Origin of the sequence: Phocaeicola dorei (assembly GCF_013009555.1) — a bacterium.
Classification (GTDB): Bacteria; Bacteroidota; Bacteroidia; order Bacteroidales; family Bacteroidaceae; genus Phocaeicola; species Phocaeicola dorei.
Window position 1 is genome coordinate 3,650,536 of record NZ_CP046176.1, and the last position, 23,105, is coordinate 3,673,640.

Sequence of the window (23,105 nt, forward strand, 5' to 3'; positions counted from 1 at the left end):
ATGTCTTGTTATTGATTACGGGTGCAAAGTTCGGAAGAATCCGGCGAAACATCTATGCCTGAAAAAACGGTAATTATGCCATTTTGATAAATGAAATTATTATCTTTGCAAAAACGACAAGGATATGGACGAGATAATCAACCCTGATCGACTGGTCAGCGTACCGTTCAACAAGACACGCTGCGGCGTGGATTTTTACATCAATACTGCCATAAACAAGGACATCGGACTTGTGCTGACAGAAAACAAGCGGTTTAAGACAGACTTCTTCAGCTTCTACTTTTTCCGTAAGGCAAACGGATATTTGCTACTGAACTTCCGCAAGATTGAACTGCGCGACGGCATGGTTCTCCTGCTTTCACCCCATCAGCAACAAGAGTGGCATGTAGATGAGACGGCGTTGGATTACACGTTCCTTATATTCCGCGAAGATTTCATGCGTACTTTTATCGCCGACAAGTTCTTCGTTTTTCGCCTTTTGTATTGTTACCAGACAGATACGCCGCCTTACATCAATGCCACACATGACGAAATGAAGGAATATATGCGGCTGCTCGGAAAGATTAAGTATGAGCTGATGAATCCAGTGTCCGATACGTACAATATCATTGTTTCCTTACTATATTATCTTTTGCTGATTATCAATCGTACATACGCTGCCGCCTATTGCTTGCCCGCTGAAATTGCTAAAAACAATTTCGCTTTTCGGTTCAAGGACTTGTTGGAACAGAATATCCGCACCCACCAGCGGGTGCAGGAATATGCAGACATGCTTCATGTCAGTCGCATCACACTCAATAACTCAGTAAAAGCCCAATTCGGAGTATCAGCTACCCATTTGATAAAACAACGTCTGCTTGAGGAACTGAAGAACGAATTGCTATTCTCCAACCGCACTGTCAGTGAAATGGCGGATGATTTCAATTTCTCTGATCCGAGCCATCTCATGCGCTTCTTCAAACAGCAAACAGGCAAAACATTTACTCAGTACATGACGGATTACAATAAAGGCATATACGAATAACTTCTTAATATAGTCGATAGCGGCTATCGAAATATGGTTGTTGATGTTCAGGCGTTTTTGTACTGCATGAACCATTTTACGATTTCTGGATCTTCGTGCGAGCCGAGTAAGAAAGGCTTGTCGGTATCCAGCGTCTTTATCCGTGCCATGTCGTCGGCCGACAGGGTGAAGTCTAATATGTCGAGATTCTGCTTCATGCGTTCCGGTTTCACAGACTTAGGAATAATTATGCACACTGATATTTATCGCGCCCGGACAGGTGTTCGGTGCGGAAGATGACGGCATGCAGTTCCAACCAGATGGCTACCTGCTTATGTTCCATCCCGACCTGCTGCGGAATACACCTCTCGGGCGGATAATGCGTGAATATTCGTTCTTTTCCTACGAGACAAACGAGGCATTGCACCTTAGTGTGGAAGAACGGCAAATCATCATGGATTGCTTCCACAAGATTCAATATGAATTGAACCATCCGATACACCGTCACAGCAAGAACCTCATCACAGACAGCATCAAGACGTTCCTTGATTACTGCACACGTTTCTATGACCGCCAGTTCATCACACGCGACAACCAAAACCGAGACATCCTCGCAAGATTTGAGCGGTTGCTTGACGAATACTTCCATGATGGGGCTGCTAAACGGATAGGCTTGCCCACTGTACAGTATTGTGCAGACAAGCTCTGCCTCTCGCCCAACTATTTCAGTGATTTATTGAAAAAAGAAACAGGTTCAACCGCCCTGCATTTCATTCATGACAAGTCTATTGAAATAGCCAAGACGGAACTTGCATCTACAGACGACACCGTTAATGAAATCGCCTATAATCTCGGTTTTCAGTACCCGCAACATTTTACCCGACTGTTCAAGAAAGAGGTAGGTTACACTCCGAATGAATATAGAGCGCAAGTGTCGTGAGAATTGGATTAGTACAGAATATTAGAACCCAACACCTCTCTTGCGCTTAACTTTCTTCCTTCTGCGAAGTATATCCACCATTTCCTGATTGGCTTCCGCATCAGCAGCGTTATAAGATGAGCCACTGCTTTTTAGCAATCCCCAAGAGCCGTTGAACAACTCGCTTTGTGCCGTGCCGGACGGTGCGCTTGGTGTAGCCGTTTCATATATTCCGGCTGTTATTCCCATACGTTCCCTGCATCTGTTGTGCTGCAAAGCCGCGTCAATCTTGGAATAACTGAAACGCCTGTCCACTTTGGAGCCGTTGAAATGGTAGCCATTCATGGAGAATACAACACCCTGCACCTCGCTGGTCTGCCCCTTATGCTTGAAATGTACTTCCACTCCCTGCCGTTTCAGGTTGGCGATAAGCACGTTCCAGTTGCCGCATCTGCCGACTTCCATTTTGATGATGTCGTAAAGCGCATATTTCGTCCTGTCTGGCTCTTTCAGGCGGTTGCGTTTGACATTGTCCTTTCCGCCAGCCATATGCAAGCCGTATTTCAAGGTCAATTCCTTGCAGATGCGGGTACTGCGCAGACGCTCGTGCCTGTCCGATATGGTATTGCCGTTGTTGTCTATGCGGTTGAAAGCAATATGCACGTGCGGATGCTCCTTGTCGAAATGCTGGGCGATGAAGAACTGCGTATTCTTGATTCCCATCCGTTCCATATATTCAAGCGCGATGCCTGCCATGATACGGTTCGTCAGCCGTAACTCATCCTCTTTGGAAAAACTCAACGCGATATGTCCGACAGGTTTTGTCACCTTATCGTTCATCCGTGACTGGGCATTGAAACTCATGGCGATAGTTTCCAGATTTTCCATAAACAAGCCTTCGCTTGCTACTATCTGCGTATCCTTCTTCTTGTCGATGATGTAATCCACCGCACCCTTGAAGTCGCTTCCTTTTACGATTTTCGCCATCATATCCCTATCTTGGTTATAAGTTCATGAATCCTTGCCACTGCCACCTTGCAGTCCCACCGTTCATCGTGGAAGCCTCCGGCGTTTGCCTTACGCGCAAGCTGGTTGAGATTGTTAGCCATGCCGCAGAGTTGGCGGATGTATCCGGCATGTTCCTCCGACAGCCGTTCTTTCACATGACCGTTACGGAAACATTCCCTCATGTACTCGCTTGGTGATACGCCCGCCTCATGCGATCGTGTCAGCAGGCGGAAGTAGTCGGCTGCCGTCATTTTCACTGCGATACGGTATTTCAGTTTCTCGGTTGCTTCCTTCTTGGGGCGACCTCCCTTGTTGCGTTCCTTGTGTTCCTTTGTCTGTTCCATATTTTATTCCTTTTAATTCGGTTACTGATTCAACTGTATAGACCGACGGGATGCCACCTCCTGCAATTTGGATGGTGGGTGGCAAGCGGTTTCGGTACACCCGAAACACAAACTTGCTACCTCCCAATCCTTAAGGAATGAGTTTCGGGCATCTCCCGTTTTTCTCATTCGGGATGTCATAATCCCAACCCTTTCTTCTTGGGTTTTACGATAGTTCTTGGCGGTGGACTAACGGCTAATTTCTGCCGGATTCCACGCAGGTAATCGTTCAGGTCTTTATGCCCTTTGTAGTTGTCGGAGAAGTCGCGGATGCGTCCGGCGAACTTCCTTTCCAATTCCCGATACGCCTTTCTTCCCGCCTCGTCATTGTCGAGCATGCAGTGGATACGTCCATACCCGTGCAGCACATCTATAGCTTTGGAAACATTGGCGGTCGAATTGAGGATGACGTAATCCTGCCTGTCAAGGTCGGGCAAGTTCGAGCAGTTCCTCTTCCGCAACGTGAGGAATGAAAGATAGTCCATCATGCCCTCGAATACAAGGCATTTCTCTCTCGCTTCTCCCTGTTGCCGAATATGGCTGATGTCTTTGGGTGCGACACAGCCTTTGAAAAAACGGTTACGCACTTCAAATCCTCCCGCCACATTCGGAAAACCGATGGCGAAATAGGGCTTGCCGTTATGGGTGAAGTGGAGCTCTTTACATTGCGCCTTTGCCAAAGCGATGTTTATGCCCCGTTCCTGCAAGTATCGGAGCAATGCCGGATGGGTGAGTTCGCCCACCTCCAAATGTTGGAAACTCGGTTCGGATGCCTGCTGGCGAAAAGAGAAAGATATGGGACGGATGTGTGGTGCCTGTTCCGCTATCTTGCCAAGCAGATAAGGCACATGGTCGGATGCGTACAGTACCCCTGCAAGTGCGATGATGTTACCACCTCTTCCCAGTCGTAGGCTCGGTACAGAACGCCTTACTGCCTTTCGGCAGTAGGTTTTCCCGTACCTGCCCCCAAACCGTACTTGCATGTCTCCACGCATACGGCTCTCCGTTGATAACATGACTTTATTTAGCATGGCTGTGTATTTTGGCATAACACTTTTCACAGACAACCAATGTCTTCCTATGCTTTTCAAGCATCAGCCTGTCACATTCAGTTTTTCCTTTAAGCTGATTTAGCTTTCTGACATGACGCATGACTACAGGTCCGACTTTTCCACATAATTCACATGTTCTCGCATCCAATCGCTCAGTAAGTGTCGGCTGTGGAATTGCGATTGTGTAGGATAAGTCGTTTACCTCCGTATAGTACATTGGTGGTTTACGTTTGAATCCCTCATTATAGAATTTCCTGTACCGTAATTTACCTTTTGCATCCTGATATGGCACTATAATGTCATTCCCAACCTTATATTTGTCAATGACTTTGCTTACAGTGCTATTGGTTTTTCCTGCAATGGTATGGTACATACTGTACTCCATGATGTATCCAAACTTTGAGAGCGCGTATGCCACGTTGTTGGCAATGCAGTAGTAGTTGTAGAACCCTCTGATTTCAGAGTTATATGCCGCCACTATGTCCTCGATTTTCTTCTTCATAAGATTGCCTCTGAACTTTGCAAACCAAACTTGTCGGCCATTTTCTACCTTGTATCTGATGGCGCTGTATTCTTCCAGTTTGTTCCGCACCGTTTCTATGGCGACCTTTAGGACTATCTTACCGTTGTAATAACGGGCTGGCACATTGTTCTTGTCCCGCTTGATAGCATCAGACTTACGGACTGAAACATCGAAGCCAAGAAATTTCGCGGGCTTTTGTGCGTTTGTTATCAATGTCTTTTCCTGTGACAGTTCCAGCTTGAGGTTTTCTTCCATATACTTGGTAATGTCCGACTTGATTTTAACGCACTCTGCCTTGCTTCCGATAACACCAATGAGGAAATCATCTGCGTATCTTACGTATCGAAGCCTTCTGTATGTTTCATCCATACTGTCTCTGCTCTCAATCTTTTGCCTTTCACGTCTCAGTTTCTCATACTCATCCCTAAGCTGTAATCTGACATCTGCATCCTGTATGTTCTTGATGCTTTTAAGGATGCGTTGCATCTTATCGCTAAGTTGCTTGTATTCTTTGGTGATGTGTCTTTCTTTTCCCTTATTGAAGCGTAGGGCGTATTCTTCCATATACTTGTCAAAATTATCAAGATAAATGTTTGCCAGTATAGGACTGATATTACCGCCTTGTGGAGTTCCCTTGTTTGTATTATGAAACTTCCAGTCTTCAATATATCCCGCATTCAACAACTTGCGGATAAGCCTTAGAAATCTATCATCGGCAATCCGTTTCCGCAAAGTTGCAATCAATACATTGTGGTCTATGTTGTCGAAGAATCCTTTAATGTCTCCTTCCACAAACCATTTTGTACCTGTAAATGTCTTTTGGATATGGGTCAATGCGGTATGGCAGCTTCTGTTTGGTCTGAATCCATGTGAGGTGTTTGCAAACACCTCTTCATAGACGGCTTCAAGAATCATGCGCACCACCTCCTGTACAAGTTTGTCCTCAAAGGAAGGAATTCCAAGCGGTCTTTTCTTACCGTTTTTCTTGGGTATGTATATCCTTTTTGCCGGATTAGGCTTGTAAGACTCATCTCTCAAAGATGCAATGACTTTGTTTATTCTTTGAAGACTCATCCGATTGATGGTTTTCCCATCCGTACCGGGTGTCATATTGCCTGGTTTGGCGTAAATACGCTGGTAAGCAACATGAAACATCTCCTCATTGAATAAGATACGGTACAGCCTTTCGAACTTGTAATCCGAAACTTTACCATGCTTGTTTAAAGCTTTTAATACTTGCTCAGGACTTCTCATAATGTCTCACACATTTTCCATTATTTGTATTAAGTTATCTAACTGCTTCCCTTCGCCATGTACAAGGCTTTCCCTTGCTCGGACTACTACGGAAGCTCCGTTCCCATGTCAGATATTCAGGGTCCTATGCCCATAGCCTTACGGCATTCTGATTTAGGGAATCCCCATTTGCTTTCACAATAACTGTTTGGCTCGGCAGACTGTCGGATGCGACTTACGTTCCTATTCCACTTATTGTGGTTGCTCTGAAGCCAGCTCCTGCTCCATTGTAATTTCGGTTTACATGGGGTGCTTCAGCCCGACGTGAATCAAATACCTTTCGTCGGGGCTGGTACGTGTGCAGCAGAACTATCGTTCAACCAATCAGGCTTCATCCTTGTGTCTGTCTTTTCCTCTCGCCATGCAGTCGCAGCTTGGTATTTAGCTGACTAATGACTTTACCGACATGCTTTTGTCACCTTTGGATTTCTCCTCCAGCTAAGTCGTTGAGGATAGGTCTGTTGAACTCTAACCTAATCTCTTGCCATAGAGATATTTATTGTGTAGCCTATATGGGCGCATCATAATCGAACCACAGGTTGCGGTCGGTGTTCACCTTGAACGAGGCTTCCGTTTCCTGACGGAACGGGGATTTATACCACAGGCAGTTTCCCTGTTGCTTTACGGGCGAATAACCCAAACTTTGCAGATAGTCCGCAATTTTGATTTGTTTTGCTTCTTGGATGTTCATGATATAATTTCTATGGATTTGATGATGACTGTAAAAACGTTGATTTGATGAATGAGATATGTATTGTCCTATACGTTAATGCTTTATATTCTCAACATCTTCTCAACAAACCACTCACAAATAGAGAATCCAACAAACTGATGCTGTTTCCCTCTCAACTTTTCTTTTCGATTGTTGAGAATTTGTTGAGAGTGTATGCTGTTTATTATCAGTATGGTTATATCATTATTCATCAATTCAACAAAAAAAGAATAGTATTACAGGGATTCAAGTTGTTCCCTTGTGACGGTGTAGAAACGACCGACTCTTTTTATCGGCTCATATCGGCACTCCCGATTGTAATTGAATTGGTAAGTGGTATATGTAAGCCCGTTAGAGGCAGGAGTAAGTTTCCAACATTCCTGCAATACCTTTCTGACTTGGTGCTTCTCCACCTTTACCTGCGAATGTACCAGCAAAAGAAGAATGTCGTTGTGGCAGAACGAGAATGTGTCCGTGCCGACACTTTCCATAATGTCAAGGATAAGTTCGCACATCTCTATCTCCAATCGGTTGCGGTTGCTGCGGATAATCTTCTGCAAGGCTTCGGTATGCAGCAAAGAGGGCGCAAACCACATACGGCTTTCCTTTTCGGTGGAAAGTTGTCTGTATTGCAGGTAATACAGAAAGGCAGGTATCTCAGCTTTCAGCTTTTGCAGGAAGTCTGTGTCATCGGATTGCAGACGGTCTATCTTGCGCACCCAATAGCGTGTTTCACCTGCATCAATGATAACAGGCAGATACTCGTTGTTGGAGCATAGCACGAACTTGGCAAAGAACGCTATCTCGTCACGGTCTTTGCCTTTGGCTTCCACCTTGTAGGAAAGTGTGGTGCTGAGGTTCTTCAACCGCTCGCTGTCCTCCCTGCGGTTGAGCAATACCTCGTCCACCACGATGAGCAGTTTTCCTGCCCAGTCGGAATTGAACTGGCTGCGGAAGTCCTCGTTGGTATTGAAAGTGACATTGTTTTGAAACACAGCTTTCAGGAAGTTCAGGAATGTACTCTTGCCCGTGTTGCGTTCTTCTGATACCAACAGCAGGATAGGCAGTTTCTGCACGGGTTGCAGGTAGAGCAATTGAAGATAGTCCATGCCCAATTCATACTGTTCACCGAAGATATGGCGCACCAATGACCGGATACAGGGAAACTCGCCTTGTTGCGGACGGTGTCCTATCGGCTCGTAGAGGTTCAGGAACTTGTCCACCACGGGACGGTAGTCCACATGGTCGGGGACGGTGCAGAAGCCGTCGTACTTCGGCACGGTGGCGAGATAGTCCTTGCCGTAGTCCTGCCGCAGTGTTTCGTTGTTCCACACGATGCGCTTCTTCACATAGCCTCCGTTCAGACGGGGCTGGTTCACTAACTTGTAGAGGGTAGTACCCACACGGATAAACTCCTCATTTTCAAAGTTGCCTTGTTTCATTAGCACTTCATTTTTTTGTTTAATCAGTGCAAAACTCGGCAATTAGCGCAGAACGGATTAACAACTCACGCATACCTCACGTAAGATTTTCTTGGATTTGGCTTTATGACATACAACAAAAGCCCGAAGAAATGCCATTCTAATGGATTTTTCTTCGGGTTTGTCGTAATCGTACGTATGAATGGCAATACACCTATTCACATACTCGTATAAATACATTGTTGGCAATGGGAATACGCATAGGTCTCACTACTTCATGTCGTCATATCATTAGAACTTATGCCTGATAATTAGACATATCCCAACCATTTATACCCAGCGAAAAGAAGATATTTGTTTTCTCTTTTCGCAAGTACAGCCTTTTAAATATGGCATTGCGCACCTGTTCCGCACCGAAGCTGTCAATGCGGAAAGCAAGTGCGACTATCATCGGAAAGCTGAACACATCGGCATGATACCCGTTCTCCTGCCGAACATACTTCTGTACCTCGTATTCTTTTAATGCTCCACTGTTATAGATGTTTCTGATGGCAGAACGAAGTGTCGGAGCAATTACTCCGAACAGTTCCACCAATTCCGGCTCGCTCATCCAAATGTTTGAGACATTCTCCAGCATGATGATATTGCCGGATTCATTCACTGTTATGCTGTTTCTTCTCATACTCATGACATCGTTATTCCGTTAAACGTCTTACTCAGTTTGTCGCCGAACATGGTCAGGTCGTTGTCGAGCTTCTGCGTGGTTATCTTTGCGTAGAGTTGGGTCGTGACTATATTCGTATGTCCCAACACACGGCTTACGCTTTCAATGGGCATCCCCTTGCTCAAAGCTAATGTTGCGAAGCCATGACGACTGCAATGAAATGATATTGACTTGGTTATGCCACATTCCCTTATCATCCGTTTCAACGGTTTGCAGATAGACCAATAGTTCAAGCCGGGGAATATACGATTGTCTTTCTGCATCGGTCGGTAGCGTTCGACTATCTGCAAGGGTATATCCAGCAGCTTCACTTGGAAGGCGACTTTTGTCTTGTGGCGTTTGGACAATATCCACTTCTCGCCGTTCACCTCCACGATGTTGTCATTCGTCAGTTCCTGAATGTCCACGAATGACAAGGCGGTGAAACTGGCAAAGATGAAAATGTCACGGATGTATGCGAGCTTGCTGTCTGCAAACTCATGTGTCATGACCGCTTTCAGTTCATCCTCCGTCAGATATTCCCGTTCTTTCACATTGGGGCTGATATGAAACTGGATGAAAGGATTGCGCGGTATCAACCCGTTATAATGCGCTTTCATGACCACGCCTTTCAGCCACATACAGTTTGCCCATATCGAACCGTTCCGCAATCCGGCTTCAGTCGAGAGGTATGCGGCGAACTCCTTGATGAAATCGGGAGTAAGTTCCAACATGGACATATCGCTGCGTCTGTAAAACGACTTGATAAAGGCGGCTACATGGTTTCTTGCCCGTACACGTGCCCGATAGGTAGCCATTACCCTGTCTTTGCCTACCCGTTTCTTGAACACTTCGTTCTCACGGTCGAATGCTTTTAGCAGCGTCTCATACTCGCTGCCGATTCCCTGATAGGCGTTGCGCACCATCTCAGCCGTAACAAATGCCTCGCGGTCTGAAATGCGCTGGTAATGTTTGATGATTTGCGCCTTGATGTTGTCAAGGGCAAGGTTGATGTCTCGTGCCTCGCGGCTCTTGCCTTTCGCCTTGTTTCCTTTCACGTCCCAAAGCGTTTTCGGGATGTTCTGCTTACAACTGAACTGCGCCACAGTCCCGTTGATTGTCACTCGTCCCATGATGGGGACAATACCGTTTTTCTCCTTGCTGCCGTTCACGTAGAACAGAACCTTGAATGTGCTTCTTGCCATACTCGTTTTTTGTTTGCAAAGTTATTACTCAACGAGTTAGACCTTGATATGCCAACCTGTGCCACAAGCTGCCAAATACAACACGGTGTGTTAAAAATCACCATTCGGCGGGTAATGATTTGGAGACCGTTCTTCTTCATAAATCCGCTTTCCTTTACGTTACCTCGATTTTTCGCCTGTCCTCATTTGTCTTCGCAAACGCCTTATTGACAGGCATTACGAAGACATTTGTCCCTTTTTATTCGTCTTTTCCAGAGATTTTTCGTAATTTTGCCACCCAAAATAACTACCAACTTATCAAGAAGATGAATATTTTTTGGGATACAATCACTCATTATAATGCGGGTACGTGGATTTATCAAGTTATTATTACCCTTACCGGCATTATTTTAACCTGTTCTCTATTCAAAAAACCTACAAAAAAAATAAAGGTAGCAATGAAGTTATACCTTATATTCTTGAATGTATGGATAGCTGCCGTGTATTACATGATTTATTGTGAACCAAGAAGTTATAACAGTGCTTTGGCAGGATTTTGGGGGATCATGGCCATCTTCTGGATTTATGACCTGAAAGTAAACTACACCCCTTTTGATCAGACTCACAAACATACCGCACTAGCCGTCCTGCTTTGTATGTTGCCACTGGCCTATCCACTCTTCTCCATTATAAGGGGGATGAGCTTTCCCATGATGACCTCACCTGTAATGCCTTGTTCGGTAGCGGTTTTCACCATCGGACTGCTGCTGGCATTTTCCAAACGAGTCAATATCTTTCTCGTCATGTTTCTCTGCCACTGGGCGCTGATCGGTTTCACCAAAACTTACTTTTTCCATATTCCCGAAGATTTTCTGCTGGCAAGTTCGGCTGTACCAGGACTTTATCTGTTCTTTAAAGAATACACAGCTTCCCATCTGCATACTTCTACCCTTTTCCGTGCCCGTATGATTAATCTCGCCTTAATTATTGCTTGCGGTGCAATCGGTGTACTGTTCATGATATCTATGGTATGCGAACTGGCTCAAGAACAGGCTTTATCGAAATAAAAACACGTCTTAATGAGGTACTTTGCAAAATCTTTCGTATTTTTGCCAACAAATTGAGTTAATGTTTTAACAGGATGAACGTATTAGAACTAAGTGAACAGGAGATTATCAGACGAAACAGTCTGAATGAATTGCGCGCTATGGGCATCGAGCCATACCCCGCAGCTGAGTATGTAACCAATGCATTTTCTACAGATATAAAAGCTGAGTTCAAAGATGATGAGGAACCTCGCAAAGTATCGGTAGCCGGACGTATGATGAGCCGCCGTGTGATGGGTAAAGCTTCATTCATCGAATTACAAGACTCAAAAGGCCGTATCCAGGTATATATCACTCGTGACGACATCTGTCCGGATGAAAATAAAGAATTGTACAACACAGTGTTCAAACGTCTGCTGGACCTTGGTGACTTCGTCGGTATAGAAGGATTCGTATTCAGAACCCAGATGGGTGAAATCAGTATCCACGCTAAAAAACTGACCGTACTGTCCAAGTCTATCAAACCACTTCCTATTGTAAAATATAAGGATGGGGTCGCTTACGATAAGTTTGAAGATCCCGAACTGCGTTACCGCCAGCGTTATGTGGATTTAGCCGTAAACGAGGAGATAAAAGACATCTTCATCAAACGCAGCAAGGTATTCAGCTCTATGCGTGAATATTTCAACTCAAAAGGTTATATGGAAGTGGAAACTCCGATTCTGCAATCCATTGCCGGCGGAGCAGCCGCACGTCCGTTCATTACTCATCACAACGCACTGGACATGCCGCTGTATATGCGCATCGCCAGCGAATTGTACCTGAAAAGACTTATCGTAGGTGGTTTCGAAGGTGTGTATGAAATAGGCAAGAACTTCCGTAACGAAGGAATGGACCGCACACACAATCCTGAATTTACCTGCATGGAAATATATGTTGCCTACAAAGACTATAACTGGATGATGGAGTTTACAGAAAAGATGATTGAAAAAATCTGTCTGGATGTAAATGGAACCACTCAGGTAAAGGTAGGCGACAACATTATTGATTTCAAAGCCCCGTACAAGCGTGTCACTATGCTGGATTCCATCAAGGAACACACCGGCTATGACCTGACAGGCATGAACGAAGAACAGATACGCGAAGTTTGTCAGAAACTGAACATGGAAATTGACGATACAATGGGTAAAGGCAAGCTGATTGATGAAATCTTCGGAGAATTCTGTGAAGGTACTTACATCCAGCCTACTTTCATCACCGACTATCCGAAAGAAATGTCTCCGCTGACAAAAATACACCGCAGCAATCCGGATTTGACAGAGCGCTTCGAACTGATGGTAAACGGCAAGGAACTGTGTAACGCATACTCTGAACTGAATGACCCGATTGATCAGTTGGAACGCTTCGAAGAACAAATGAGACTGAGCGAAAAGGGAGATGACGAAGCGATGATTATTGACAAGGACTTTGTCCGTGCGTTGGAATATGGTATGCCCCCCACTTCGGGGATGGGTATCGGTATGGACCGTCTGACGATGCTGATGACCGGGCAGTCTACCATTCAGGAAGTATTGTTCTTCCCCCAGATGCGTCCCGAAAAGGTTACTCCGAAAGACACTCCTGCCAAATTTATGGAATTGGGAATTTCAGAAGACTGGGTTCCTGTCATTCAGAAAGCAGGCTATAACCTGGTGAGCGATATGAAAGAAGTGAATCCGCAGAAGTTGCATATGGACATTTGCGGAATCAACAAAAAATATAAATTGGAACTGACCAATCCTACGGTGGACGAAGTTGCCGGATGGATTGCGAAAATTGAGAATTGAGAATTTAAAGATTGAGAATTATTCCAATTGTCAATTATCCATCATAAATAATAAGCATGAAATTGCCCGGTAAAATAGCGATAATGGGTGGTGGCAGCTGGGCCACGGCTATTGCAAAAATAGTCTTGGCTCAGGCTGAATCAATCAACTGGTATATGCGCCGCGACGACAGAATCGAAGAATTCAAGCGTTTGGGACATAATCCGGCTTATCTGACAAGTGTGCGCTTTGAAATAAAGAACATCAACTTTTCATCAGATATTAACAAGGTGGTAAAGGAATCGGATACTCTGATATTTGTTACCCCCTCTCCTTATCTGAAAAGCCACCTGAAAAAGCTGAAAACCAAAATAAAGGACAAGTTCATTGTCACTGCTATCAAAGGTATTGTCCCTGACGAGAACCTGATTGTTTCCGATTATTTTCACCAGGTATACGGTGTTCCCGAAGAGAATATAGCCGTCATCGCCGGTCCGTGCCATGCAGAGGAAGTAGCCTTGGAGCGTCTTTCTTACCTTACTATCGGATGTAAAGACATTGACAAGGCGAAAATATTTGCCCGCCAACTGGCCGGACATTATATAAAAACTTCTGTAAGCCCGGATGTGGCAGGTATAGAATATGCTTCTGTGTTGAAGAATATTTATGCCATCGCCGCCGGAATTTGCAGCGGTCTGAAATATGGAGACAACTTCCAGGCCGTATTAATATCGAATGCCATTCAGGAAATGAACCGCTTCCTGAATACCGTACATCCCGTAGAACGTTCTATTGACGATTCCGCCTATCTGGGTGACCTATTGGTAACGTCTTATTCCAATTTCAGCCGGAACCGCGTATTCGGGACCATGATTGGTAAAGGTTATTCCGTAAAAAGCGCACAGATAGAAATGGAAATGATTGCCGAAGGATACTACGGAACGAAATGTATCAAGGAGTTAAACAAGCACTTGCACGTGAACATGCCTATCGTAGATGCCGTATATAATATTTTATATGAGCGCATCTCGCCCATGATTGAGATTAAATTATTAACTGATTCATTCAGATAAAATATCAGATACAATGAAGAATATTAGTTTAAACATCGACAAAGTAGCCGGTTTTGCTTCTAAGGAAACAATCGCTGCTTACGAACCTCAGGTGAAAGCCTGCATGGAAACATTGGAAAACGGTACAGGTAAAGGTAATGACTTCTTGGGTTGGTTGCACTTGCCATCGTCTATAACAGCCGAACATTTGGCTGACTTGAAAGCTACTGCCCAGGTTCTGCGCGACAACTGTGAAGTAGTAGTAGTAGCAGGTATCGGTGGAAGCTATCTGGGAGCACGGGCCGTAATCGAAGCTTTATCCAATAGTTTCCAATGGTTGAAAGCAAAACAAGACGGACCCGTCATCGTATTTGCAGGCCACAATATCGGCGAAGATTATTTGTTCGAATTAACTGAATACCTGAAAGGTAAAAAGTTCGGTGTAATTAATATTTCCAAATCTGGTACTACTACGGAAACCGCTTTGGCTTTCCGTTTGCTGAAAAAACAGTGTGAAGACCAGCTTGGAAAGGAAATGGCGAAGAAAGTGATTGTTGCCGTTACAGATGCCAAGAAAGGTGCTGCACGTGTTACAGCAGATAAAGAAGGATATCAGACTTTCATTATCCCCGATAATGTAGGTGGCCGTTTCTCTGTCTTGACTCCGGTAGGTTTGTTGCCTATCGCAGTGGCAGGTTTCGACATCGAAAAATTAGTGGAAGGCGCACGCACAATGGAAACAGTATGTGGGCCGGCTACTCCGTTTGCCGAAAACCCTGCTGCCGTTTATGCCGCTACCCGCAATGAATTGTATAAAAACGGCAAGAAGATTGAGATTTTGGTAAACTTCAATCCCAAACTGCACTATATGAACGAATGGTGGAAACAATTGTACGGTGAATCCGAAGGCAAGGACGGTAAAGGTATTTATCCGTCTGCCGTCGACTTCTCTACCGACCTCCATTCTATGGGACAGTGGATTCAGGAAGGTGAACGTACTATCTTCGAAACAGTTATCTCTATCGAAAAGCCGGAACATACACTTCAAGTTCCTTCGGACAGCGAAAATTTGGATGGCTTGAATTTCCTGGCAGGAAAGCGTGTGGACGAAGTGAACAAGATGGCAGAACTGGGAACTCAGCTGGCACACGTTGACGGTGGTGTACCCAATATGCGACTGATTGTGCCCGAGCTGAATGAATATTATCTGGGAGAAATCATCTATTTCTTTGAAAAAGCTTGTGGTATCAGCGGTTATTTGCTGGGAGTAAATCCGTTCAACCAACCGGGCGTGGAAGCATACAAGAAAAATATGTTTGCTTTGTTGAACAAACCGGGATACGAAGAAGAGTCTAAAGCCATCCAAGCTAGATTATAATCGTCAAGAACCTATAAAGAATGCCATTTATCAATGTCATTCTGAATGACAGTGAAGAATCTGAAAGCATCCACCAAGTGCTTGCAGATTCTTCACTTTGTTCCAATCCAACGGTCACAACCGTTGGAAGTAATAATTATACATTTATTCTATGTTTAAAGAAGCGATAAATAACTATCTTCATGCTCATGGATACGAATCCATCGACCTGAAAGCCGTATTATTCGATATGGACGGAGTGCTGTTCGACTCCATGCCCAACCATGCTGAAGCATGGCATAAAATAATGAAACGCTTCGGTTTCGGCCTCAGCCGAGAAGAAGCTTATATGCACGAAGGGCGTACCGGTGCATCTACGATCAATATAGTAAGTCGCCGGGAGCGTGGGCATGATGCTACAGAAGAAGAAATAAAAGCCATCTACCAAGCCAAAACTGAAGAATTCAACAAATGCCCCAAAGCAGAACGAATGCCCGGCGCACTGGAAGTATTGACTAAAATAAAGAGCGAAGGACTGACTCCGATGGTAGTGACCGGTTCGGGACAAACTTCGTTATTAGACCGGTTAAATCATAATTTTCCGGGCATCTTCCAAGCAGACTTAATGGTTACCGCCTTTGATGTGAAATATGGGAAACCAAATCCGGAACCGTATCTGATAGCCCTAAAGAAAGGCGGCTTCAAACCCAATGAAGCGTTAGTAATAGAAAATGCACCACTAGGTGTACAGGCGGGAGTTGCCGCCGGTATTTTTACTATCGCCGTGAATACAGGACCATTGCACGACAATGTATTACTGAATGAAGGAGCGAATTTACTTTTTCATTCCATGCCCGACTTCAATAAAAATTGGGAAACACTACAATCTGCATTAAAACAAGATTAAATTTTGCAAGAATTCTTCACAATCAATAAAAAAGAGCTCCTTGCTTTCACCTAGATGAAAAACAAGGAGCCCATATTATATAAAAAATCACAGCCTATCAAAATACCTGAACCTACTTTAAAACTTTGCGTAACCAAGGAATAACCAGTTCGTTTTTAAAATAATGAGAAGGAGGATCTACATTGACCGTTTCGAAATAGGTCTTTGAATCCAGTCCTTCATCAAGGTGCTCCACATCTTTTCTAACTGCCTTATCAGCAAACTTCGGATAATGATGAAACTCCGCATTTTCCGGTTTTCCACTAGCAGCATAAGCAGATTGCACCAAACGGAAATCACGGTCCAACCCTCCCTCTGTAAAAATGATAGGACGAGGAGCTAATGACGCAACAACATCTGGAAAATTAAAATACCTCCAATAACCAGGTATCAGATGACGGATAGAATTTGGAAAAGGACGCCTGTTTTCCTTGTCAGGTTTAGTCATCACAACGGCACGTTCTTGAGTCTGGCATAGAAAATCATTGTACACAAAAGCATAAATGTCCTTATCCAACACCCCCAAGACCATCATCGGTTCTGTACCTAATGAGAATCCGCTAATCACAATCCTGTCCTTTCGGATATAAGACTGGTCTTTCATCCAATTCAGCACTTGCATATCCAGATAAGAAGTATACCCTAGCCAACTCCATCCCAGTTCAAGCAAAAAACGGGAAACAACATCATAGTCATAATTCCATCCTTTATCATAACATTCCAAATCGGAGGCTTCTCCGGCAGCGGCATTATCCACCGCTACCGCCACATAACCTTCTTTAACCATATTCAAAGCCATACTTACTTTGGGATTATTATAATCCTCAGTTAACTTATCACAGATGCCGGGCTCACCGGCCAATCCTTCTTTGGTCCTTCCGGAACCCGGAATGCACAAGACTCCGGGTACTGCACCCTTCAAATGTTCCGGTTTCAAAACCAGAAAAGTGGAAACTGACTTTGGAAAAGGATAGAACTCCCATTTCTCTAAAATATATCCCTCTTTTTTTTCCGTTTTCACACAGACAGGAGACGGTTGTCCCTTTATCTCGGGAAACTTCATGATCTCCACCATTGCAGCACGCACTCCATCCTGCCATTGCGTAAAATCCTGTGCGGACATACCGGAACGGTAAGCATATTGGGGATGTGTATCTTTCAACATCTCATGCACAATGGCATAAGTACTTAGTAACCGTCCATCCCCACGATCTGATTTCACAACTGCATGCTTCTCAGGTTGGTAATTCTGAGAATTACCAACCATACATAAGCTGCATACAGATACTAAAAAGAGCAATCTTTTCATTATCATCATATTATCTCACTATTATTCATACCCCGGAGTCTGCTTGATTTCCGGATCTCCATTCAAAACTTCCACATTAACAGGCCACAACATCATATACGCCTTATCCTCTGTTAATATAGGCAATGAACTTCCATAATGCGCTTTAACAGAAAAGACAAAAGGTTTTCCGTTGGAATCACGTAAACGCAATAAATCAAACCAGCGGCTTCCCTCACCTACAAACTCTTTATCACGTTCCTGCAAAATAGCCCACTCATTATCCGCATAATCTCCTGCGATATATTTATGTTGTTCAAATTTATCACCATAAGCACGCTTACGTACCTCATTTATATATGCAGCACATTTATCCGGAGCTCCCAACCCGTTTTCACACTCGGCCAGCATCAACAAAACATCAGCATATCTATATACCGGTACATCTGAATCATAATAATGAGTTCCTCCATCCGTATGTCCCATCAGTTTTTTCCAACAAGCGCCACGAGTCTTTCCTTCGAACATATATTGAAAGAAAGTAGCATCCAAACGAGTATCTTCCTTATCATAAATCTCGATAAACGGCACTTTATACTCATAACGTAATGGTCCGGCTGTCAATAGCTTCAACGGATCCGGACCATATTTATTTCCATCCAAGTCCGTAGCATTGGTAAACAAGGCTACATTATAGAACCAGTTCGCCCCCCAATTGGTCAATTCATTCTTATTAAAACACAGAGCGAAAATAATCTCTTTATTCTTCTTCCCTTCCGGAGTCCATAAATCCGCAAAGTTTGGAAGCAGTTCGAATTGTTGGTTCACCAAATTCAATAAAGCCTTCTTTGCTGTCAACAAGTCACTGTTATTAGGATCTACGGCAGTCAGAGTAGCTATATGATCCCCTGCAATATCATCATCGGGTAATCCTGTAGTGACTTTGGCAGACCACATATATATCTTGGCCTTCAAAAGTTCCGTTGCATAATAAGACCATTCATATTGGTCGGACATCTTCTTATCCGACTCATTGAAGAAAGCTTCGGATTTATTAATATCTTCTTTGATAAACTCTAACGTTTCCTCCGGAGTAGAACGAGCCTTATATAATTGCGTAATATCAATGCTACCCTCGGTAACTTTCGGTTCCGTCTCTAACGGCACACCACCAAATGTTCGATAAAGATAGAAATAGTAATATGCACGCAAGCCATAAGCCTGTCCCAAATAAAATGATTTCTCCATTCCAGTCATATAATCAATTTCTTTATCTACATTTCTGATAAACAAATTTATATGCATGATATTTGGGTACACCTCATACCAATCATCGACACCGGTATTATCTTTCGTAAGCAGATTATTAGTCATAGGCGGACCATATACCCCCTCACCCATAGAAGTAACATCACTTATCAGAATCTCACTTCTGAACTCTCCCAATGTGACAGGCATCTGATATTTATCTCTTAAATCGGCATGAATACCAGTCATAAACATTTCTACCTGAGATTTCTGATTCCAAAAATCATTAGAGCCATAATAATCTTCAGGAGACAGGTCCAACGCATCACAAGCAGACAATACCATCATCCCACTCAACAATATGCTATAAAATATTTTCTTCATAATCCTTCCTATTTATTAGAATGTAACATTTAAACCCAAAACAACTGTTCTAGGGAGGGGATATCCTCCATTCTGACTGACACCATATTCGGGGGTCGCCATATTTTTGGCTGCTGTAATATATCCCAAATTCTGTGCTGTTACAGAAACATCCACCTTGCTCAAACCGGATTTATGAATCCAACTCTGAGGCAAGGAATACGACAGGCTTATTTCACGAAAAGCCAAATAATCGCCACGATAACAATTAATGTCTGATATTCTGTCATAATTACGTTTGCCTAAAAAGTCAGCCCATCCATACACCGGATATTTTCCATTCGGATTACTTTCCGACCAGGAATCTTTAACCAAAGATATGGTATTAAATGTTCCCTGCATATTACCCATAATCCAAGGAGTTTTCCAATCATGCACCCAATAGCCTAAAGCATAATCCAGACGGCAGTTCAAAGTTAATCCTTTCCATGAAGTATTAATGTTAAAGCCTCCGGTCCAATGAGGTATCGTATTACCCAATTTCACCCGGTCATAATCATCAATTACACCATCCCCATTCACATCCTGCCATTTCACATCACCAGCCTGTATAGGCAGTCCTTTCTCCTTTTCGGCATCCGACAATTTAGCCCAAGCTTCAGGTCCATAGAGCACTTTGGCATCTGCTCCATTTTCCGTATAAGTGGATCTGTCTATCAGATTACCTGGAATCTCACTCTCACTCTTATAAATACCAAGAGATTTAAAGGCGTAAATCACACCATATTCCTGTCCTTCCTGATAACCACCCACCCATTGTCTTTCATAGGTACCATCTGCCAGCTTGCGTCCCGTATAAACCTGATAGGCATCCTGCATATTATTCGGCAATCCATTGTACGGTAATGAGATAATCTTATTCTTATTATAAGCGGTATTCATACTAACTGTAAATTTCCAATCTTTGGTACGTAAAACATTGGCAGTCAGTTCTAACTCCATACCTTGGTTTTGTACTTCTCCATTGTTAGAAAGGAAAGAAGAAACTCCGCTATGGGAAGGCAGGGTGATTTCTGCAAATTTATCCTGTGTACGTCTATTATAATAGGTGAAGTTCAAGATATATTTGTTATTCAGAAAACCAATATCGAAACCTGTCTCAAATGTGTACGATTTTTCCCATCTCATGGTGGGATTAGGCAAATCGTTTATCATCAAAGGAACTTTGCCATTATAGTTGGGTACTATTTTACCATCTTTATCTTTCATAATACCATAAGAGCCTTGAACCGTATAATAATCAAGTCCTGTCACTACATTACCATTAGCATCCAGTACACCAGACACATTTCCATTGGCACCGTAACTAGCACGAATTTTAGCATAAGAAAGTACATTGCTACAAGACTCCATAAAATTCTCTCTACTCAATACCCAACCGGCTGATATACCGGGAAAGGTTCCCCAACGGTTATCTTTTGGCAGCTTGGAGTATCCATCGCGACGTAAAACAAGGCTCAGCAAATACTTGGACTTATAATCATAATTCACTCTACCAAAGAATGAAAGAATGCGTTGTCTGTAATGCCAGGAATCTATTTGCCGCACTCCGGCAGCAGTCGAAGTATAATTCAAATCCTGAAAATCAGATAATGGAGATCCATAACCGGACGCCGAAAAACCTTTCTTGTATGAGTCATAATATTCTACGCCTGCCATCGCATCTATAGAATGATCTTGCCGGAATGTAGTCTGATAATTCAAGATTCCATTGTAAGTCTGGTCCAAAAGTCGTTCATGCTTGTTGGAAGTACTATGATTAGTGTCATACACCGGTCCTGTAGCTACAATATAGTCCCCTTTGAAGAACTCTCTGCTGTCATCAAAATAAAACCAAGTTCCTGTGGTCTTGAATGTCAACCCTTTCATTATATTAAAGGTAAAAGACTGACTCAAATTAAACTTGTCTGTATTATTATCATAGTTCAATGCATCCTCATACACTTTCACTGTGGTCCAGCCACGGGCATAAGAAGCCACGGCAGGGCCTGCCAACCAATCGCCATCCGGACTTTTCACACGGAATGTAGGAGGAACGGACAAGGTAGTACTGAAAAAATCACCTTCACCGGCATATCCTGCACCACCATCGTCCCATTTTGCATCGGTAAATGTCAAAGAAGAATTAGAAGTAAGCCAAGGCTTAATTTTATAATCTGCATTGATCGTGAAATTCAAACGGTGATACCAGTTGTTCATCGCATTTCCTTCGCTGCGATTATAGCCTAGGCTTGCATAATAATGTCCCTTATCATTGCCGCCGGATACGCTCAAGTTATAATCCTGAGTAATAGCCGGAGATTTGATATTATAATCTTTCAGCTGATTATCACAATAAATCAATTTTTGTCCCGGATTCACCGGGTCATCCATTGTCTGCCAACCTTGTTTTAACAGGAAAGCCAGATCATCTGTATAATTCATAACACCCCATACGGCTGTATTGTCTTTATTGCCATTAAGTACATTCCCTTTTTCATCAAAATATCTGTTTCCTGTTCCGTAAGGCTGTGTTCCGGATAAAGTCGCATCACTGGCAAATCCATGCCAAGCGCCCGATTTATCCTGCCATATATGCGAAGACCGATAAAATGCTGAACGCATATAATACAAATAATCATGAGCATTCAAAAACTCATACTGGCTATGGAAAAAATTGAAACCGACTTTCGCACTCAAATTTATTTCCGTATGTCCTTCCGAACCTCTTTTAGTAGTAACAAGAATTACACCATTGGAAGCACGCGCACCGTAAATAGCTGTAGCACCAGCATCTTTCATGACCTCCAAAGACTCGATATCCTCCGGATTCACATCACTCAACGACTCGCGTACAGCACCATCGATAATAACCAAAGGTGAACCGCTACCATCCAGATTGGTACCACCACGAAGTACCAAAGTAGGAGTGGAATTCGGATTACCACTAGTTTGCTGCACCCTTAATCCTGCCACTGCACCAGACAGTGCTTGCGCCGGATTAGTATGGGCACCCGTACTTAAAGTAGAATTATCAACTTTAGCAATAGAATTAGTCATCTTGGAACGAAGTTGTGTGCCCCCATAACCTGTTATCACCACTTCATCCAAAGTCTTATTGTCTTCCTGCAGTTGAACATTCAAAAACGGCTTTTTCCCTACAACCATTTCTTGAGTCAGATAACCGATATAAGAAAAGACCAAAGACGCTTTTTCACTTACCATTAACGTAAACTGGCCGTCTATATCAGTTATGGTACCATTGGTAGTACCTTTCTCTATAATATTAGCCCCAATAATTGCTTCTCCTTTGGCATCGGTCACTATACCTTTGACAGTCACTTTCTCTTGTTGCATAACAATGGGAGGCGTTTCTTCTCTAGAAATGGCCTTACGAATTATTACTTGTCTGTCACGGATATGATATTCCAAATCAGTACCGGCAAACATTTGTTTCAGTACCTCCTCTATTGTCTTATTCCGTACATCCACATTGACACGACGAGACAAATCAATATCTGTACGATATATAAAAATAAATTGACTATTCTTTTCTACCCAATTAATCACACTCTTCAAAGTCTGGTTCTCCATAGAAACGGTAAAGCTAGTTTGTTCCGCATAACTCATTTCCGCAAAAGCCTCTTCATAACTTGTAAATGTTAAAATCATGGCTAAACTCATACATTTTGTGAATTTAGGCATGAGTTTTATTCTATTCGTGTATTTTTTCATATATTTGATTGTTTTTTCTATTTAT

General features: G+C 43.3%; 18 protein-coding genes and 1 pseudogene. 7 read left to right on the forward strand and 12 right to left on the reverse strand.

The features are described 5' to 3' along the window. Positions 1 to 124: 124 nt before the first annotated feature. A complete protein-coding gene (locus GKD17_RS15585) occupies positions 125 to 1,024 on the forward strand; it encodes a helix-turn-helix domain-containing protein (RefSeq protein WP_004329302.1) in 900 nt (299 codons plus the stop codon). Positions 1,025 to 1,071: 47 nt separating this feature from the next. Here the strand turns inward: GKD17_RS15585 and GKD17_RS15590 are convergent, their stop codons facing one another. Then, on the reverse strand, positions 1,072 to 1,260 hold the full coding sequence (locus GKD17_RS15590) for a hypothetical protein (protein ID WP_005775886.1): 189 nt from the start codon (positions 1,258 to 1,260) through the stop codon (positions 1,072 to 1,074). A gap of 47 nt (positions 1,261 to 1,307) precedes the next feature. On the opposite strand from GKD17_RS15590, the gene GKD17_RS15595 reads away from it, so the two are divergent. After that, a complete protein-coding gene (locus GKD17_RS15595) occupies positions 1,308 to 1,943 on the forward strand; it encodes a helix-turn-helix domain-containing protein (RefSeq protein ID WP_224201639.1) in 636 nt (211 codons plus the stop codon). Between the two features lie 21 nt (positions 1,944 to 1,964). Here GKD17_RS15595 and GKD17_RS15600 read toward each other — a convergent pair whose 3' ends face one another. From GKD17_RS15600 to GKD17_RS15635, 8 genes and pseudogenes are all read right to left on the reverse strand, one after another. Then, positions 1,965 to 2,912: a relaxase/mobilization nuclease domain-containing protein gene (locus GKD17_RS15600; protein ID WP_004329305.1), complete on the reverse strand. Its 948-nt coding sequence runs from the start codon at positions 2,910 to 2,912 to the stop codon at positions 1,965 to 1,967. Further along, positions 2,909 to 3,274: a MobC family plasmid mobilization relaxosome protein gene (locus GKD17_RS15605; protein ID WP_004329306.1), complete on the reverse strand. Its 366-nt coding sequence runs from the start codon at positions 3,272 to 3,274 to the stop codon at positions 2,909 to 2,911. The genes GKD17_RS15600 and GKD17_RS15605 overlap by 4 nt, the downstream gene beginning before the upstream one ends. Before the next feature lie 176 nt (positions 3,275 to 3,450). Next, positions 3,451 to 4,344, reverse strand: a complete 894-nt coding sequence (locus GKD17_RS15610; protein WP_004329307.1) for a toprim domain-containing protein — start codon at positions 4,342 to 4,344, stop codon at positions 3,451 to 3,453. After that, entirely contained in the window at positions 4,334 to 6,142 is a 1,809-nt protein-coding gene (locus tag GKD17_RS15615; RefSeq protein WP_004308094.1) for a reverse transcriptase/maturase family protein, read from the reverse strand. The genes GKD17_RS15610 and GKD17_RS15615 overlap by 11 nt, the downstream gene beginning before the upstream one ends. Positions 6,143 to 6,698: 556 nt before the next feature. Then, positions 6,699 to 6,872 (reverse strand): annotated as a pseudogene (locus GKD17_RS15620) (toprim domain-containing protein); the annotation flags it as partial. A 257-nt stretch (positions 6,873 to 7,129) separates the two neighbouring features. Beyond that, on the reverse strand, positions 7,130 to 8,335 hold the full coding sequence (locus GKD17_RS15625; protein WP_004328112.1) for a primase-helicase family protein: 1,206 nt from the start codon (positions 8,333 to 8,335) through the stop codon (positions 7,130 to 7,132). A 277-nt stretch (positions 8,336 to 8,612) separates the two neighbouring features. Further along, positions 8,613 to 9,002 (reverse strand): hypothetical protein, encoded by a 390-nt coding sequence (locus GKD17_RS15630; protein WP_007832095.1) that lies wholly within the window; start codon positions 9,000 to 9,002, stop codon positions 8,613 to 8,615. Next, positions 8,999 to 10,222, reverse strand: coding sequence for a site-specific integrase (locus GKD17_RS15635; RefSeq protein WP_005775881.1), 1,224 nt, complete (start codon positions 10,220 to 10,222; stop codon positions 8,999 to 9,001). The genes GKD17_RS15630 and GKD17_RS15635 overlap by 4 nt, the downstream gene beginning before the upstream one ends. Before the next feature lie 305 nt (positions 10,223 to 10,527). On the opposite strand from GKD17_RS15635, the gene GKD17_RS15640 reads away from it, so the two are divergent. The 5 genes from GKD17_RS15640 to GKD17_RS15660 all read left to right on the forward strand — a co-directional run bounded on the left by GKD17_RS15640 (position 10,528) and on the right by GKD17_RS15660 (position 16,368). Next, positions 10,528 to 11,268, forward strand: a complete 741-nt coding sequence (locus GKD17_RS15640; RefSeq protein ID WP_032935620.1) for a DUF6064 family protein — start codon at positions 10,528 to 10,530, stop codon at positions 11,266 to 11,268. A 74-nt stretch (positions 11,269 to 11,342) separates the two neighbouring features. Continuing rightward, a complete protein-coding gene (lysS, locus tag GKD17_RS15645) occupies positions 11,343 to 13,073 on the forward strand; it encodes a lysine--tRNA ligase (protein ID WP_007832091.1) in 1,731 nt (576 codons plus the stop codon). Between the two features lie 56 nt (positions 13,074 to 13,129). Beyond that, on the forward strand, positions 13,130 to 14,125 hold the full coding sequence (locus GKD17_RS15650) for an NAD(P)H-dependent glycerol-3-phosphate dehydrogenase (RefSeq protein WP_007832089.1): 996 nt from the start codon (positions 13,130 to 13,132) through the stop codon (positions 14,123 to 14,125). Positions 14,126 to 14,138: 13 nt separating this feature from the next. Further along, the gene (locus GKD17_RS15655) at positions 14,139 to 15,482 is read left to right on the forward strand and encodes a glucose-6-phosphate isomerase (protein WP_007832087.1); all 1,344 of its coding nucleotides are present in this window, start codon (positions 14,139 to 14,141) and stop codon (positions 15,480 to 15,482) included. A 151-nt stretch (positions 15,483 to 15,633) separates the two neighbouring features. Then, on the forward strand, positions 15,634 to 16,368 hold the full coding sequence (locus GKD17_RS15660; protein WP_007832083.1) for an HAD family hydrolase: 735 nt from the start codon (positions 15,634 to 15,636) through the stop codon (positions 16,366 to 16,368). A gap of 112 nt (positions 16,369 to 16,480) precedes the next feature. On the opposite strand, the gene GKD17_RS15665 is transcribed toward GKD17_RS15660, so the two are convergent. The 3 genes from GKD17_RS15665 to GKD17_RS15675 are packed head-to-tail and all read right to left on the reverse strand — an operon-like array spanning position 16,481 to position 23,080. After that, entirely contained in the window at positions 16,481 to 17,725 is a 1,245-nt protein-coding gene (locus tag GKD17_RS15665; protein ID WP_007840049.1) for an alpha/beta hydrolase family protein, read from the reverse strand. A gap of 12 nt (positions 17,726 to 17,737) precedes the next feature. Next, entirely contained in the window at positions 17,738 to 19,327 is a 1,590-nt protein-coding gene (locus GKD17_RS15670; protein WP_007832079.1) for a RagB/SusD family nutrient uptake outer membrane protein, read from the reverse strand. Between the two features lie 15 nt (positions 19,328 to 19,342). After that, complete coding sequence (locus GKD17_RS15675) at positions 19,343 to 23,080, reverse strand: TonB-dependent receptor (protein WP_007832077.1); 3,738 nt, start codon at positions 23,078 to 23,080, stop codon at positions 19,343 to 19,345. Positions 23,081 to 23,105 lie beyond the last annotated feature (25 nt).